Source organism: Halococcus sp. IIIV-5B (assembly GCF_003602035.1).
Classification (GTDB): domain Archaea; phylum Halobacteriota; class Halobacteria; order Halobacteriales; family Halococcaceae; genus Halococcus; species Halococcus salsus.
The window spans coordinates 85,275-101,320 of sequence record NZ_QZWE01000003.1; the positions used below are offsets into that span (position 1 = coordinate 85,275).

General features: G+C 51.4%; 15 protein-coding genes. 6 read left to right on the forward strand and 9 right to left on the reverse strand.

What is annotated here, in order from left to right:
• Window positions 1–95: 95 nt before the first annotated feature.
• A complete protein-coding gene (locus D3261_RS20600; protein WP_233553863.1) occupies window positions 96–275 on the reverse strand; it encodes a TRAM domain-containing protein in 180 nt (59 codons plus the stop codon).
• A gap of 165 nt (window positions 276–440) precedes the next feature.
• Here D3261_RS20600 and D3261_RS03510 point away from each other — a divergent pair, with 165 nt between their 5' ends.
• Window positions 441–809, forward strand: a complete 369-nt coding sequence (locus D3261_RS03510; RefSeq protein WP_120068972.1) for a hypothetical protein — start codon at window positions 441–443, stop codon at window positions 807–809.
• 76 nt (window positions 810–885) lie between these two features.
• Here the strand turns inward: D3261_RS03510 and D3261_RS03515 are convergent, their stop codons facing one another.
• A complete protein-coding gene (locus D3261_RS03515) occupies window positions 886–1,860 on the reverse strand; it encodes an aldo/keto reductase (RefSeq protein WP_120068974.1) in 975 nt (324 codons plus the stop codon).
• Window positions 1,861–2,599: 739 nt separating this feature from the next.
• Complete coding sequence (locus D3261_RS03520; RefSeq protein ID WP_120068977.1) at window positions 2,600–3,646, reverse strand: zinc-dependent alcohol dehydrogenase family protein; 1,047 nt, start codon at window positions 3,644–3,646, stop codon at window positions 2,600–2,602.
• A 1,062-nt stretch (window positions 3,647–4,708) separates the two neighbouring features.
• Between D3261_RS03520 and D3261_RS03525 the strand changes: the two genes are divergently transcribed.
• Together D3261_RS03525 and D3261_RS03530 are read left to right on the forward strand one after the other, a co-directional pair.
• Window positions 4,709–5,548, forward strand: coding sequence for an SDR family NAD(P)-dependent oxidoreductase (locus D3261_RS03525; protein WP_120068979.1), 840 nt, complete (start codon window positions 4,709–4,711; stop codon window positions 5,546–5,548).
• A gap of 236 nt (window positions 5,549–5,784) precedes the next feature.
• On the forward strand, window positions 5,785–6,717 hold the full coding sequence (locus D3261_RS03530; protein WP_120068982.1) for an oxidoreductase: 933 nt from the start codon (window positions 5,785–5,787) through the stop codon (window positions 6,715–6,717).
• A gap of 104 nt (window positions 6,718–6,821) precedes the next feature.
• On the opposite strand, the gene D3261_RS03535 is transcribed toward D3261_RS03530, so the two are convergent.
• From D3261_RS03535 to D3261_RS03560, 6 genes are all read right to left on the reverse strand, one after another.
• A complete protein-coding gene (locus D3261_RS03535) occupies window positions 6,822–7,502 on the reverse strand; it encodes a helix-turn-helix domain-containing protein (protein ID WP_120069251.1) in 681 nt (226 codons plus the stop codon).
• A gap of 68 nt (window positions 7,503–7,570) precedes the next feature.
• Entirely contained in the window at window positions 7,571–9,172 is a 1,602-nt protein-coding gene (locus tag D3261_RS03540) for a spermidine synthase (RefSeq protein WP_120068985.1), read from the reverse strand.
• 114 nt (window positions 9,173–9,286) lie between these two features.
• Window positions 9,287–9,637 carry a pro-sigmaK processing inhibitor BofA family protein gene (locus D3261_RS03545; protein WP_120068988.1) on the reverse strand — a complete coding sequence of 117 codons (351 nt, stop codon included), beginning with the start codon at window positions 9,635–9,637 and terminating at the stop codon, window positions 9,287–9,289.
• 238 nt (window positions 9,638–9,875) lie between these two features.
• On the reverse strand, window positions 9,876–10,322 hold the full coding sequence (locus D3261_RS03550; RefSeq protein ID WP_158589345.1) for a GtrA family protein: 447 nt from the start codon (window positions 10,320–10,322) through the stop codon (window positions 9,876–9,878).
• Between the two features lie 152 nt (window positions 10,323–10,474).
• On the reverse strand, window positions 10,475–11,683 hold the full coding sequence (locus D3261_RS03555; protein WP_342764741.1) for an NAD(P)-dependent alcohol dehydrogenase: 1,209 nt from the start codon (window positions 11,681–11,683) through the stop codon (window positions 10,475–10,477).
• A gap of 329 nt (window positions 11,684–12,012) precedes the next feature.
• Entirely contained in the window at window positions 12,013–12,519 is a 507-nt protein-coding gene (locus D3261_RS03560; RefSeq protein ID WP_120068991.1) for a DUF192 domain-containing protein, read from the reverse strand.
• Between the two features lie 284 nt (window positions 12,520–12,803).
• Here D3261_RS03560 and D3261_RS03565 point away from each other — a divergent pair, with 284 nt between their 5' ends.
• The 3 genes from D3261_RS03565 (at window position 12,804) to D3261_RS03580 (ending at window position 15,970) form a co-directional block, all read left to right on the forward strand.
• Window positions 12,804–13,070, forward strand: a complete 267-nt coding sequence (locus D3261_RS03565) for a hypothetical protein (protein WP_120068994.1) — start codon at window positions 12,804–12,806, stop codon at window positions 13,068–13,070.
• A gap of 1,174 nt (window positions 13,071–14,244) precedes the next feature.
• The gene (locus D3261_RS03575; RefSeq protein ID WP_120068999.1) at window positions 14,245–15,009 is read left to right on the forward strand and encodes an SDR family oxidoreductase; all 765 of its coding nucleotides are present in this window, start codon (window positions 14,245–14,247) and stop codon (window positions 15,007–15,009) included.
• A 10-nt stretch (window positions 15,010–15,019) separates the two neighbouring features.
• Window positions 15,020–15,970, forward strand: coding sequence for an NADP-dependent oxidoreductase (locus D3261_RS03580; protein ID WP_120069002.1), 951 nt, complete (start codon window positions 15,020–15,022; stop codon window positions 15,968–15,970).
• Window positions 15,971–16,046 lie beyond the last annotated feature (76 nt).

The window sequence follows — 16,046 nt, forward strand, 5'->3', positions numbered from 1 at the left end:
AATCCAAAACATAGGCTGTATCCCCGTTTGTGAACCCCTCATATGCCAAAAGGATGGCCGTATCCTCCTCATTTGTAAAACCCATATTCGAAGTACTATCCTCGTCGATCTTTCGTTTTATCCCCAGTCATGGAATCTGGTTCGTGAATTTCTGCGGACGCAATGTTTTGACGTGCGTTTTCGATCTCGACAGTTACTTCATCACCTGGACGGGCTCCTGGAATGACCAGGACGTAACCCCCGTTCGACTTTCGCGATACCGTCGCCTTGGTCACCCAGCGACTCGATGGTTACCTCTCAGATATCCACACTCTTGACCGGCGGATCCTGCTCATCAGGCTGGTTCTGAGGCGATGCCGATGATGATGGTGACTCAGGGCCCTCCAACAATGCAACTCGATAGGTTTTGTCTGCAGTGACCGGTTCTCATCGATCTCCGAGTGATCGACGATGGCGAGTGCGTCGAGCAGCCGAGCCATGAGATCGAGCTGGTTGTCGGTCTGTGTTATCGGCTCGATTGTGTCGGTGTCATTGATTCGGAGCCACGCCCGAACCCACTCGTCGCTCCAGAGGTCCTCCTCGAAGAGGGCCTGGTGATCCTCAGCGTCGCTGCGAAGCGCCTGGGAAATTTGGGTAGCATGGTCAAGATGAACATCAACATTTCAATGAGTAGTTGGGCGATTTGTGTCATTGAAACTACTGCCGAAAAGGTTCTCCTTTCGAACATCGTAGTTTTCTGGTTACAGAACGATAACGGTCTTTGTAAGATTAGCGTGAGATTTTATCTCGCATTCTATATAGTCATTTGATATTAAAAATAGGAGCTACGCCTGCCAATTGATAGTTATCAGGAATTTCGAATTCTTGCTGAGACAACTTGACTCGTTACTCGTGTCCCGCAACCGGTAGCGGTTCGTAGGGTTCTTCCAAGTATTTGAGATCCGAATCGGACAGATCGATTTCTAAGGCTTCGACGGCATCCTCCAAGTGCTCCACACTGGTCGTCCCAACGATAGGCGCATCGACAGCATCCTGATGAAGCATCCACGCTAACGAAACCTGCGCCATCGTTATCCCTTTGTCTTCAGCGATTTCCTCGACGTGGTTGTTGACATCCGGGCCACCACCCATGCGGTACTCCTCATGCCAGTCGGTCAATCCCTCACCGCGGGTGGTCGCTGTCATCTCCTCGTGTGGGCGGGTGAGATATCCCTGAGCGAGTGGACTCCACGGAATCACACCAATACCCTCTTCCTCACAGAACGGGAGCATTTCGCGTTCCTCCTCGCGATAGACCAAGTTGTAGTGGTCTTGCATCGTACCGAATCGTTCGAGACCTAACCGATCACTCGTATGCAGCGCTTCAGCGAACTGATGTGCCCACATCGAGGAAGCTCCGAGATACCGCACTTGGTTGCGCCGCACTGCGTCGTTGAGCGCTCGTAGTGTCTGCTCGATCGGCGTGTCGTAGTCCCAGCGGTGGATCTGATAAAGATCGATCGTCTCCATACCAAGCCGATCCAAGGAGTTCGCTAGTTCCTGCTCAATAGTCTTACGCGACAAGCCGGTGGCGTTCGGGTGGGGCTCATCTTCTGGTGGGAAGAAGACCTTTGTCGCAACGACTTGCTCGTCACGATTGTAGTCCGCGAGTACGTCCCCAAGAATCGATTCCGATTCACCGTGTGAATAGGTGTTTGCGGTATCGAAGAAGTTGATACCGAGATCGATCGCCCGTTCGATGATCTCACTGCTCTCCTCCTCATCGAGTGTCCAGTCGCTCCACCCTGTGCCGAAGCTCATGCAGCCGAGGCAGATGCGACTGATCTCCATTCCGGTCGAACCAAGCGTTGTGTATTCCATGATCGCAACCAGTGAGAGAAACGGGACCGATTTACTTGGCCCTGATGTTATATAGAAACCAATACCAAACCACTTCAATGGTTGCTATCTAGCTACTACTTTGTTTCGTCTCCGTATGCACTCTGTGCTATCTAGAAAGCTTACTTATGGGCCCGAAAGCTTGAGAGTTACAGTATCACATATCTCCAGAGTACGGAACAATCAGCGTTTCAGTTCAAAGGAATGTCGCACGACGGTTCTATTCGACACAAGGACACGACAGAGCGGGGTTTCGGCTACAGTCGAAGAGAACGCTACGGTGGGTTCCGAGCACTGTCCGACCCAAGAAGCTGCTTCGTATATCAGCAGCGATGTTCCATAGATACTCATCAGGGGTAGGCGGACAGTTACTCATTGTCCAGGCCTGCCGGAAGTCGGCCAAGAGAGCGAGCGGCAGCAGTGGTCCACCCAAGATCGTGGCGAGTGCAATGGCGATACTGAGCGGTTGGCTAGGTGGAAGGAACACGAACATACCGAGTATCGCTATCCAGATGCTGATACCCTCGGCAATGGCTGGTCGCCAATTCGTTGCTGGTAGGTGAGTGTCTGACTTGTTTGTCTGATGCATTTTATCTATTGAGTCCGATTTCATAGGATTTCTCGTAGAGAATGGCTGATTTGTCGCCCGTTTCTCGACGAAATAATTCGAATTGAGTTGTACTCGTATCGAACGGCGGAAGAGTGAGATGGTGAGAGTGCTCTATCGGTCGAGTTTCACCATGACCTTGATCGCCTCGCGGTCGTCCATCGCCTGATAACCCTCTGGGACACCATCGAGGTCGACGGTTTTCGTGAAGATCGGCGACGGATCCAGTGTGCCCTGCAGCACATCCGCCATTAGTTCGTCAGCGTAGTTGCGGACCGTCGCGGGACCGCCAGTGAACGAGGCATTGCTGAAGAACAGCGGCTCAAGGAACGCGGGGTCCTCGACGTGCGGGACGCCAACGTAGCCGATGTTCCCGCCGGGTCGAACCACCGCAGCGGCAGTCTCTAGTGAAGATTCGGCACCAACGCACTCGATGACGTGGTTCGCACCGCCGTAAGTGAGCTCTTGGACTTCATTGATGGCTTCATCGCCACGTGAGGAGACGACCTCAGTCGCGCCCAACTCGCGAGCGAGGTCGAGGCGGTCCTCGTGGTGACCCACCGCGATGATACGTTCCGCACCGAGACGTTTGGAGGCGAGTACACCACACAGACCGACTGCGCCATCGCCGATGACGACTGCTGTGTCGCCTGCCTCGACCTCAGCACTGACGGCACCGTGATGCCCTGTCGCCATTACATCTGTCAGTGGCAGCAGTGATTCAAGGGTGTCCTCGTCATCGGCGTAGCGGTCGGGAATACGGACAAGCGAACCGTTGGCGAGCGGAACACGAAGTTTCTCGGCCTGTGCTCCGCCTATCCCGCCGTCGGGTCCGAGAAAACCAGCGTTGATACACGCAGACTGGAGTCCTTTGCGACAGAACTCACACTGGCCGCAGCTCAACGAGAACGGGGCGAACACCCGGTCACCCGGTTCAACATTGCGGACCTCTTCGCCGGTTTCCTCAACGATCCCCATCGGTTCATGACCGACAGCCAGGCCTTCTTCCGGGTTCTCGTGTTCGCGGTAAAACCAGAGATCCGAGCCACAGATTGCAGTGTGAGTAACCTGAATGACTGCATCAGTCGGTGCCTCGATGTCGGGATCGGGCTGTTCTTCGATACGAATGTCACCGGTACCGTGATAGGTTGCAGCTCTCATCTTATGTCCATAATGAGGGATGGGTACAACATGAGACTGATGCTATCCAAAAAGCGTATTTATATACTGGTCTGTGTCGAGCGTCGACGAGAGTAACTGACGCTCGCCCCAACGGAGGAGATTCGACATTGGAGGCCGAGAGATATCGAGTTCTTATGCGAGTTCTGCGATCGAGATCTGGCACGGGCTCTCGTAGTAGCTACGTGAAATCACAAGCGTGAGAACCTCGTGTTGGCGGTCAGTTAGACCATACTTAGGCAATCCGTCTTTTACATATTCATTGAGTATAATAGAGATGAGTTCTAATGGAATCCCGAATTCCCTACAACGGGTTTGAAACTCATTGAATGTTCAGGGTATCATCCACCCTTGATCTCACCGCTATTTCTTCGCTTGAGTGTAGCCTCGCCAATACCAGCATTTACCAAACAGTTTGGACAAGCATACACGCGATGGGTCTCATCTCCGAAAACCTGTTTGAAGCGTTCAGATACGTGTTCGTTGCAGTTCTCACATGTTGCCATAGATCAACATAGACATAGCTATCATCTTGGATTCGGCGCTAGCTGATACGGTGTTTTAAGTATGGAATCGTGGTGATCTTTTTAGATTATTACTTGAATGAGTGCAGTCGTGGTCTCGTCTCCAAGGCATAAGAGGGTGACAGCAATTAGGACCCGGTTCAAGTGACCAGTGGTTACTGATTGACTTCTCTAGCGACATGGTGGAATCATGTGCTACCCCACTAGCGACCGACTATATCAGTCGTTCGACACTTGCAAGCGGTGACTCAATGTCATACCAGAGAGACACGCGGGGATACCTGTCGCCAAGAGTAATTAGTCCCAAAATAATCAGACAAGCGCTATATGAATACACTATCATATTAGCACTTTTTCTATGACGTCTCTTCGCGTTGATATAGATGATGTCTAAGCAAAGGTGTCCAACTAGTTCAGTTAACAGCGTGCCTACTACGTCCTTTAGTATTGAGGTGGTTGCAGCGACGGACACGAACAATAGATTCGGCTCTGAGGACTCAACACAAGGAATAAGTCAGTTATGAACGGTCTTGGTCAGAAGACGGCCGTTGTAACTGGCGCTGGGTCAGGAATTGGACGTGCGTCGGCACGGCGCTTTGCCAACGAAGGAGCGAGAGTTATAGCCGCAGACATCGTTGAAGAGGCAGGTCGTGAGACGGTTGCGAGCATTAGAGAGGCCGGTGGTGAGGCAACGTTCGTCAAAGTCGATGTCTCTGATAGTGAAATGGTTGAGCATATGGCCAATGTCGCGCTCGATACCTACGGAAGCCTGGATATTGCTCATAACAATGCCGGAATTCTCACGGATTTCGTGGATGTCACTGGTATCGAAGAGAAACGCTGGAATGAACTCATTGATGTTAACCTGAAAGGAATTTGGAATTGCTTAAAAGTTGAACTTCCAATTATGAAAAAGCAGGGCAGTGGTGCAATTGTCAACACGGCTTCTGAGGCCGGACTCGTGGGTATGGCGGGCTTCTCTAGCTATACAGCTAGCAAGCATGGTGTCGTCGGATTAACGAAATCAGTCGCACTTGAGTACGCCAAACAGGGTATCCGTGTCAATGCGATTGCACCTGGACCGACGAAAACGAATATCCACTCTGGCATGCTTGGTGGGCCTGGAGCCTGGTCGTCGGCGTCCTTGAAAGCGAGCATTTGGACAGCCATTAGATTGACCCGAGCTATGATTCTGCCGAGATGGGCCGATTTCGATGCGTCAGTCATGCGGGACGTTCCGATGAACCGTTTCGCCGACCCCGAAGAAATGGCTGGTGTGGTGGCGTTTCTCTGTTCATCTGATGCCTCGTACATTACTGGCCATACCATGGCTGTTGACGGGGGCCGCGGTGTCGACTGACAATCAACTGTGTTCGAATGGCTACTTATTTAGTCTTCTAAAAGTTGCCCCGCCTGCTGTAGAGACTTTCAGCCAGTAATGTTTAGCAGATCAGAGCTCGGATGGAAATGTCTAAACCCGGAAGCAAAAGCGTCTAGTACTATCGATTTGCGTATCTGGAACAGTAGAGCGGGATGTATAAACAGGCGAACAGATTAGCATAATATGTATATCTTTTTGCAGCGTTTATACAGATAATGTCTGAGCACAACAATCTCTCAGATGCGGTCGTCGTGGTGACAGGGGCAAACAGCGGTCTCGGGTTCGAGGTGACGAGAGCCCTCGCCGAGCAAGGCGCACATATCGTGATGGCATGCCGGAGTATCGGACGCGGCGAGGAAGCAAAACAAGAGATCGAAACAGGAATTCCAGAAGCATCGCTGACGGTGCACGAACTCGATCTCGCCGATCTCGATTCGGTCGCGGCGTTCGCCGAGTGGTTCAAGTCGGATTACGATGAGCTCAATGTGCTCTGCAACAACGCAGGCGTGATGGCCATCCCACGGAAGGAAACCGAACAGGGCTTTGAATACCAGTTCGGCGTGAACTACCTCGGTCATTTCGCGCTCACCAGTTATCTCCTCCCAGTTATGGAGCAAACCGCGGGGGAAACGCGTGTCATTACACAAAGTAGTGTGGCACACCGGAACGGCGAGATCAACTTCAACGACCTCCAGGGCGAAGAGTCCTACAGTCCGTGGGATGCGTACGGACAGTCGAAGCTCGCGGATCTCATGTTCGCCTATGAACTCGATCGACGGCTTCGCAAGACAAATGCGGATATAAAGAGCATTGGCTGCCATCCTGGATGGGCAGCGACGAACCTCCAGCGGCGCGGTCCCGAACAATCGGGTTCCCGACTCCGTCTTTGGATGATGACTCTCGCGAACGCCGTCATAGCCCAGAGCGCCGAACGTGGTGCGTTGCCGATGATATACGCCGCGACTGACTCGGATATCAATGGGGGCGACTACGTCGGTCCCGATGGGTTCCGGAACATGCGCGGTTCTCCCGAAGTTCAGGGGTCGAGCGAGCGCTCCTATGATGTGGACACTGCCCAGCGACTATGGGACGTTTCCGAGGACCTTGTCGGAGTCTCATTCGGATCGCCGCTACTAGTAGCCAATTAGCGGAAGATAGCCTCTTTCAAAGATGCGGAGCATAGTTTCGATACTGAGTACTGAATCCAGGTTTGTCTAGATTCTCAAAGTTCTCAAAAATTCGACTTAGAACATCACTGGGCAGTCATAGGACTTGAGATATATCTCTCGGCGACCGTCTGGCTGATCAGTTTGTGTTCCGCTCGACGTAGCAGATCTGAGACGGCGGGTGCGGAGATACCGAGCTCTTCTGCAACAGCGGCCGTTGAGGCTGTTCGTGGTGTATCGTAGTATCCGAGTGAGAACGCGACTCTAATCGCCTCGTATTGTCTGTCGGTCAACCCGAACTGTGCCCGCTCATCAGGATGGTCGGGATCTGAAGAGATGTTGAGGAGTTTGAAAGGTATCTCAAATACTTGGCAACGGTCCCTTAAGGTGCTGAGAGCGTCGTAATCGGCGAAGACTTTTTGCTCAACCCAGCCCTCTCCGGTCACTGTTGCTTCCATCAGCGCTCCCTCAAATTCGGTTGGGTCGTGCGATTCCGGGAGATTAGTATCTTGCTCAACGACAACCTGATAAAACCACCCATCTGGTGTTTGCCCGACTGAATTCACCTCAACGATCTCTGACTGGTCACCAACCGCATCGTCAAACGCTTCTCGTGCGTCCGCTTCGATACTACATAAGAAGAGATACTGTGACCCCTTAAGCGGAATTATTTGGGAGAGTGAGATCTCTCGGTTCGGAAGTGACTGTGCTAGTTTGACCAGGGGAAATGACTCAGACGGCAAGAGAATCTCTGCAACGATTGCCATGCTCATCATTTAGTGCCAGATCATATAACTCTTGTTCGCTTCATATAGTCACTTCCTACGCTGCATTCTCAGCTATAACCTTTGACGTCAAACCCTAATGATCTTGGCATAGATTCGTTCGTTGACAGTGATCTATTTGTCTCTTGAATCACATATCGCTGACCCGCCATCGGATCCATCAAACTGTCAACAGGTGCACGATCGTCGTACAATATAGGTACGTCGGTAGTGTCTGGTGGCTGGCGGTAGTTTTGTATTTCTGCTTGGAGGTCAATTCCAATGTCCTGTTGAGTGTTTCGAGCGAGGAGTTCCGTTTCGGTAACCCTCAAAGCGTTTTTCGTTGCAACGACTTCGATGTTCTGCACAACTCCTCCTTGTGCAGTTGGGAAACTGTACATCTGTGGGAACTCTTGTGCTATTGTTTTGTACTCGGCCCGGTAGAAGCTCGATGCTGGACCGGTTGGTGCGGAAATCAAATTGGCGAACAAAATCCCGTTGGCCGATAGATGATCGTTCGCAAGTCCCATGAATTCCCTTGTGGTCAGCTCAAATGGTACCTTGTCCTTCTGATACGCATCGAGAACGATCAGGTCGTACGTCCGGTTTGTCTCCTGAAGGAACTGCCGTCCACCGACGTTGTAGATATTCAGGTGCTCTGACTCCTCAACCGAGAAATATTGCTCAGCTGTGTCGATGACTTCCGGGTCTATTTCAGCGACATCGACAGTAACGTTGTAGTCATTGACGAATCGTTTTGGCCCAGTGAATCCCCCGCCACCGATGAATAGCACGCGGTCAATGTCATCGTTGAGCAACAGAGGAAGATGGAAATAGCGTGTATAATCGAATACGTGCCGCTGTGGGTCGTTGAGATCCATTGCGCTGTGTCGCTGCCCATCGAGCAACAGTGTTCGTGTATCACCGCGATCAGTCACCTCTAATTGTTGATAAGGTGTCTGTGTTTCATAGACGATATTCCCTTGGACGCTGACGCCGGCCAGCCCACTTCCTGCCGCCCCAATGAGTAAGAGTGTAATGAATCCGCTTGATATCACTCGATCTCTGTCAATACCCGGGCTCAGAAGTACAACCGCGGTCACGACCGAAACGAGCCCGAACACAAGCGCGATCTGATTGATACTCAGCCATGGGATGAGAACGTACGTTGTTGCGAACGCACCAACAATACTTCCAACTGTGCCGAGTGCGTAGACACGACCCGACACCTCTCCCAGGTCATCTTTTGTAGCGAGTTCGGCCGCATATGGGCTTATATACCCAAGTAGGTACGTTGGAGGTCCGAATAGGAGAATAATTGCAGGCAGCGACGCGAAGCGACTCGGAAGTGGAAGTGCTGCGGTTGACTGCAACATTAACTCTCCCAAGAAAATTAGCCCTGCAATGTACGCAGCTGTGAGAAGGAACACCCGTGCCATTCGGTTGACCGTAGCCTCCGTGGCTGCCTGTTGCCCACCACGGTGATACCCATAGCTGAGCGCTGCAAGGAAGACACCAATGATGCTTCCCCAAGTATAGATGCTACTCCCAAACTGGGGCGCGATCATCCGTCCAGCAAGTATCTCCAAACCCATGCTGGCAACACCTGAGACGAACACCGCCAATTCCGGCCGCTTCCACGAGGAAACGGCGAGCAATTGACGTCCACTCATTTTACTCTGAGGAAAACCGTGCCTTCATTAACTGTGCCAGGTTTCATACTCTCTCCTGTGGTTTCCGAAAGATCTCAGAATGTGTTCTATCTCCACTCTGAATAACGGTTTGATCTACCGAATAATAAACTGTTGGCTGGTAGCAATTAACTGCCGGATATTTTCGTAAATCTGGTCAACAGTAAGGTGACTGATCATATCATTAACTGGTCGGGCAAACTCAATTCCACCGAATGAGAACATCACGAGCAGTATGGCACCAGGGATTCCAACAAGTGCCGAAACGGCGACAGAAAGCGGCGTCAAGGCGATCCCGGCTCCGAACCATTCCGCTATCAACAGAACAGCTACTCCACCAACCGCATTCCCTGCAAGTGTTTTAAGGGCAGCAAGAATGCGCCGGATAAACACCATCCCAACTACTAAAAGAACTGACCCCACTCCGAGTTCAATTCCGGTAACCATACGGAACCAACCGGCTATCTTGTAAAAAATGCTCTGGACAGACACTGTGCCAAAACTCTTAATTTATATATTGAGTTGTTTATCATAATTAAGAGATCATTCGGGCGATGTTCGGAGGGCGAATGACTCCATTGCCTTGACATAGTCGGCGCGTTTAACTGCAACTCCTCAGAAAAGACGTATTTGAGTGTTTAGTATTGATCGAACCTAGCTCTATCATAAATGCAGACCTCACTGGTTAGACTCGCCATGTAAATAGGCTCTCTGCGGTGTAGTTGACAACCATCGCGGTACTTATTCCGATAAGATTGGCGAGAGTTGGCCAGAGGTCAGCGTTGAGAAGCACTACGGAGTAGTCGGTACTGTGCGTCAACAAGTACAAGATACTAAACGACACGAGAAGGCCAACAGACCGTACGAGGTTCGATTTCACCCAGCGCTGTACAACCGCTCTTATATCCGGCCTGCCCTCCCTGCTGAAAGTCCATCGGTCATTGATAGCAAACATCGTCGATATCGACACTTCTGCTCCGACCGCTTTGGCGAGAAGCGGTCCAACACCGAAAAGTGCTGTGAGCAGTGCAACAATAACTGTTTCAATGGCTGCACCGACAGCGCCGACGGACAAAAACTGACCAAGGCGGACTCGATGAGCAAGTACAGTAAATCGAGAGTCTATGGTCACTGTTCTCCTAATTTCGTTTTTACTTCGCTAAAGCTTGGTGGTTGAGCGAACAAATATCCTCTATTATCAACCCTTTCAGACGTTCTGACAATTTCACATTGAGTTGTACATCTATATCAAATACGATATATAATAGTATTTGATTGACTTCTTTATATAGTCTCTGTGTCCATCACATACCTGTAACGGGCTTCTTTATTGAGGACATCCTCCCATGCTTCGTTCACTTCATTTGCGTCAATCATCTCGATCTCTGGGTAGACACTGTTTTCTGCACAGTAGTTGAGAAGTTGTTGTGTCTGGGGAAGACCTCCCGTAAGTGAGCCCTCGTACTCAACTCTACTGTAGTTGAAGATGTTCTGGTTGAACGATACTTCCTCGGCCGGGATTCCAACCTGAGTGTATGTCCCGTTCGGCCTTACTAGTGGAAGATAAGCTCCGAGTTCGTAGGAAGCGGGAATCGTCGATAGCATGTAATCTAGGGTTCCACTGTAGGGTTGGAATGCCTCAGGTGAATCCACTACCACCGCTTCCTCGGCTCCAAAGCGACGGATGTCGTCAACTTTGTCCTCAGTAGTAGTGAACGCGTAAACTTCTGCACCCTTTGAGACTGCTAACTTCACCGCGAGATGTCCGAGACCGCCGATACCGGCGACACCGACTCTGTCTCCAGACTGAATCGAGTTGTTGAGTAGAGGCGAATAGGTAGTGATACCCGCACAGAGCAAAGGCCCAGCTTGCCTGAGGCTCAATCCATCAGGGATCTCGAACGCGTAGTCCTCTTGGACGACAATATTATTGGAGTAACCACCTTGGGTAATGCCAGTTGGTGACAATGGATCTGGGAAGCCGTACGTGAACAGCACGTCTTGGGAGTATTGTTCCTCTCCATACGTCGAAGCACACTCGCCACGGCAACCAACCATTGTACCGACACCAATTCGGTCGCCAGTTTCAAACTGGGTAACACTGTTGCCGACCTCCGCAACGATGCCCGTCATTTCATGTCCCGGTACCTGTGGATACTGCTGAGGACCCCAATCACCTCTTAACTGGTGAATGTCCGAATGACAGATGCCACAGAATTTTATGTCAACGAGGATGTCGTTCTCTCTGAGGGATCTTCGTTGGAACGTCCACGGACTCAGGTGTCCTGACTCGTTACGAGCTGCATAGCCCCTAGAGGGATTATTTTGGTCTCCACCCCCCTGTCGGTTATTGTTCGCTGAGACTGTGCCCGAGCCGGACAGTAATGCGCCCCCACCGAGAACAGCGGACCCTCGTAGAACGTCTCTTCTTGAGCTTGGCAGTCCGTCCATCAGCTTTGACTTTTTATCTGACATCGTGGTCTTACGGTACATTGACAGATGGTTTGTAGCTTCCAATTTTCTTCACGAGAATCGCTTTTTCCCCGTTAATAGTATCGGTAGCTTCATCTTCACCTGTTTGAACCCAGTATAATTTTGGGCACTTCGTCATTTCAGTTCTTCCCTAGCTGGTAAGTCTGTTTAAGTACCTGTGATGGAAACGATGGGTCCGCGAAAGAAAGAGACGTCCTGGACCAATACAGACTGGACTCAGGGAGTACTTCGAGGATGAATGACTGAGCAAGCGGCCGTTATGTGAGACACAACTACCAACACCGAGTGTTATAGGCACATTCGCTATGTGAATCGATAGAACAGTCATTTTACTCGATCTGGACCTGATCGCCGGAGTTGATTCCATTTCGAGTCGTCCAACCTCGTGGAACTTCAAGAATGTATTGCGCTCGTCCAGTACGCTGGATTGACTCACCGTTCTGACCCGGGTCCGGTGCTGGAGCGCTCTCAATGGTGTTGATACGACCGTTAGCTCCGATAAAGATGATGTCAAGCGGGAAGTCCATCTCCCGCATGACAAAGGTATGCTGTGAAGCGGAGTCGTAGGTGAACAACATGCCAGAACCGTTTTCGAGTGAAGCGGTGTTCGAAAGCCCGATGTACTGTTTCAGGTAGATGTCAGCAATACGGACATTGATGACACCAAGTGTGTCGCTATCGTTGTTTGTGATGGTGACCGTGGTCCGTTCGTAGTTATCAGGCGTTCCGAGAAACGCTGCTGGTGGGGGAACAAGACCAGTAATCATTGCTGCGATAATAATTAGCGCGAGTACCGCCATTAGACCGAGGATATTGAGCACGCGCTGGAGTACCATAGTTGCATAAAAGATTAGAAATAGCCTAAACGTTCTGCTGAAAGGGTGTAGTCTGCACTCAAGAGGGTGCGCTGGTTCTTAGTAGGAGATATACTTGAGATAGCAGGCCTGCAGATGCACTTAGAGAGTATATCGGGTACTTAAATGCGCTTTTCAATAAGCGTCGTATCCTTGGAGGTGGGGTTCCAGTTCTATAGTAGAGTGACCTTCCGGCATAGAGGTTACCGCTACCGCGACAAATGAACGTTCCCGTGTCAAACAGATGTACAAAGCTACGAAAAAACATGATCGATAGCATCTCACTTGCAAAATTCAATGATAAACAGCAACGGATAGTCGCACATCTTTACAGTAGATTGGATGGAAAAGTATATTTCAAATCTAGACAAATCGCTGCGGAGCTTGGCCTTTCCCCCAAAGAAGTTGGAGCGAATATGGCTGGGATACAAGAGCGCGACGAGGATCTCAACCTTATCATTGAGAAATGGGGGCGGTCGAAGAGTGTGACCTGGAAGGTAACTGCCGCTGAAAGCGATTCGGCAGCCAGCTGATTCAATGATAGGATTGTGGCCGCACTTACTAACATCTAAATCTGAACAAGCCGAAGGATTGCAATTGACAAGGCGAAAACATTTCGTGTATAACAAACTTGCTCGGAGAGACCGGTGCTATGACGGATAGATGAATGACATCACACGAGATGAAATCACTCATAGACAATGATCAATAGAAGAAGGTACCTACAAGCGTTTGCAGGGGTCCCACTCGTCGCCGCTGGAGTTTCCGGTTGTCTAGCCAATGAGACGAGTCAAGCCGTTCAACGGGCACTAACCGCTCAGCAACTCGGTGAAGCGTGGTCCTACACCGAAGGCGGGTCACCAACTGCTTTAGAGAATGGAACGATCACCGCTAATTATCGCTCTGCTAACCCATATATACGTACTGTTAGACTCCGTTTGTGGCCATGCGAGGGTGAAACACTTGATGCACTTGGTGGCGACTGCTCATTGGGGAATCTCCCGGATCAGATGCGGGCTAATCAAAGCGTCATGACTGCGGATAGAGCGCTTGGTGAGACTACCTTTCTATGGTGGACTGAGACCACCACTGACATTGAGGTCGTTATCTCAGACCATGTGTTCCGTCTCACTCATACACCAAGTAGCGAAACAAATACCGATACCACCCAAGAGGTACCTTCAACGGACGCTCGTATAGGAGAGATAACCGATATAGCTCAACGGCAAGCGGACAAACTCTCCAATAGCTCCACAGACTAAGGTTGCTTCAGGTTTACCATCCGTCGGATACGTATATGTAAAAAGTAGTGATTCGATACTAAAGCGACTAGTTGACCGTACTGTTTGGGTTCTCTCTCTCTAGGCGTAAGTAGTTCCTTACCTGTATAAACGAAAGTACGCAGGGTTGGGTCTCAATTTGATAGAGACGGAGTTTTCATCTCCAAACTTAAAGCTACAAATGAGCCATAGTGTTAAGTATCCGAAATATCATCAATATCCATCCTAGTATATGGCTTCGTTTAATCTTCGGTACCAGTGTTATGATGGACCGAGAAGGCCCTTGGGAGTATTCGTATATTTGGCTCGGTACCGTAAGTATGCGCTCTCTTGAAGTAGCCCAATGGATGTCTTAGCGACAAGATTATTTAAAAGCGCTTTCCAAATAGCACAACCCAAATACGTGTACCGAGTTTTCGTTCAGTTGATGACAGCAGATTTCGGCTCCGAACTCGACGGACAGGTTGCGATCGTCACCGGCGCGTCGTCCGGCATCGGCGGCACGACAGCGGAATCGCTCGCGTCGCGCGGGGCGAGCGTCGTGCTCGCAGCCCGGCGGGAGGACGAACTCACCGATCTGGAGGGCCGTATCGAGGACGGTGACGGCGAGGCGCTCGTCGTTCCGACCGACATAACCGAGGACGACGACATCGATGGCCTCGTCGAGGCGACGCTCGACGAGTACGGCCGCATCGATATCCTTGTGAACAACGCCGGTCTCATGCCGCTCGCGAACATCGCGGAGGCCGACAGGGAAACGCTCCAGACCACCATCGATGTAAACCTCAGTGGCCTGGTCAAACTCACCCACGCCGTCGTCCCCACAATGATCGAACAGGGCAGCGGTCATATCGTAAACCTCTCGTCGGTCGTGGGCCGGTTCCTCCAGCCGAATAGCGCGCACTACAACGCGACGAAGGCGGGCGTCAAAATGTTCGGTGACTCGCTGCGGCTCGACGTTGCCGAGGAGGGGATTCGCGTTGCTACCATTGAACCGGGCTCGGTTGACACCGAACTCCTCGACCACATCCCCGACGACGAGGTTCAAGCAGGTGTCAAGGAGCACGTCGGCTCGATGGAATCACTCGCCCCAGAAGACATCGCGCGAACGATCACGTTCGTCGTCACCCAGCCCGAACGCGTCGACATCAACGAGGTGCTGATCCGGCCGCTCGACCAGGTCCAGCCGTAACTCTCCAACAATGAAAGCAGTACGTATTCACGAGTTTGGCGAGCCAGAAGTTCTCCAATACGAGGATGTAGACGAACCGGACCCGGCTTCCGACGAAGTGCGTCTCCGTGTGCGCGCTGCCGGCGTGAACCCTGTCGACTGGATGACTCGAAAAGGCATGGTAAACGAACGGGAACTCCCCTGGACGGTCGGTTGGGACGTGGCTGGGGTCGTTGATGAGATCGGCTCTGCGGTGAACGAGTTAGAGGTCGGCGATGAAGTGTACGGTCTCGTGGGATTCCCAAGCGGGGGCGGCACGTACGCGGAGGCCATGGTGGCCCCTGAAGCGGAGCTTATGAAGAAGCCCACATCGCTCTCGTTCGAGGAGGCTGCTGGCATGCCAATGGTGGCCCTCACCGCATGGCAAGCACTGCAAGCTCTCGAGCTTCAGACAGGTGAACGAGTTCTCATCCACGCCGCGGCTGGTGGGGTTGGCCACCTCGCCGTCCAGTTCGCAAAGCAGCAAGGCTTCCATGTCATTGGCACCGCCTCGGGATCCAACGAGGAGTTCCTCCGCGAACTCGGTGTCGACGAATTCGTCAACTATCGTGAAGAGCGCTTCGAGGAAGTGCTTGAACCAGTCGACGGAGTCGTCGACGGTGTTGGGGGGGAAACTTTTGATCGATCTCTTGAGATCCTCGATGAAGGGAGGATCATCGACAAGCTTCCAAGTCCACCTACGTCCGAGCAGAAGGAGCTGGCGAACCAACACGGCGTTCAAGCAATAATGACAAACGTTCACTGGGATCGCGAATGGTTCGGTGAAATTACTGAATTAGTCGAGAACGGGGCGATCTCCCTAACGCTCGACACGGTTATTCCACTTTCACAAGCGCAGGAGGCTCATAGACTGAGCGAAGAAAAACACGCTCAGGGGAAGATCATTCTTAGTCCGGAAAACGAGGAATCCGGGTCGAACTAGGCTGCTGGCCACAAATTAGGTCAGCGACGATTCCTTATAGATAGCGGTTCACGGTAGTCAACCACCGATTCGATGG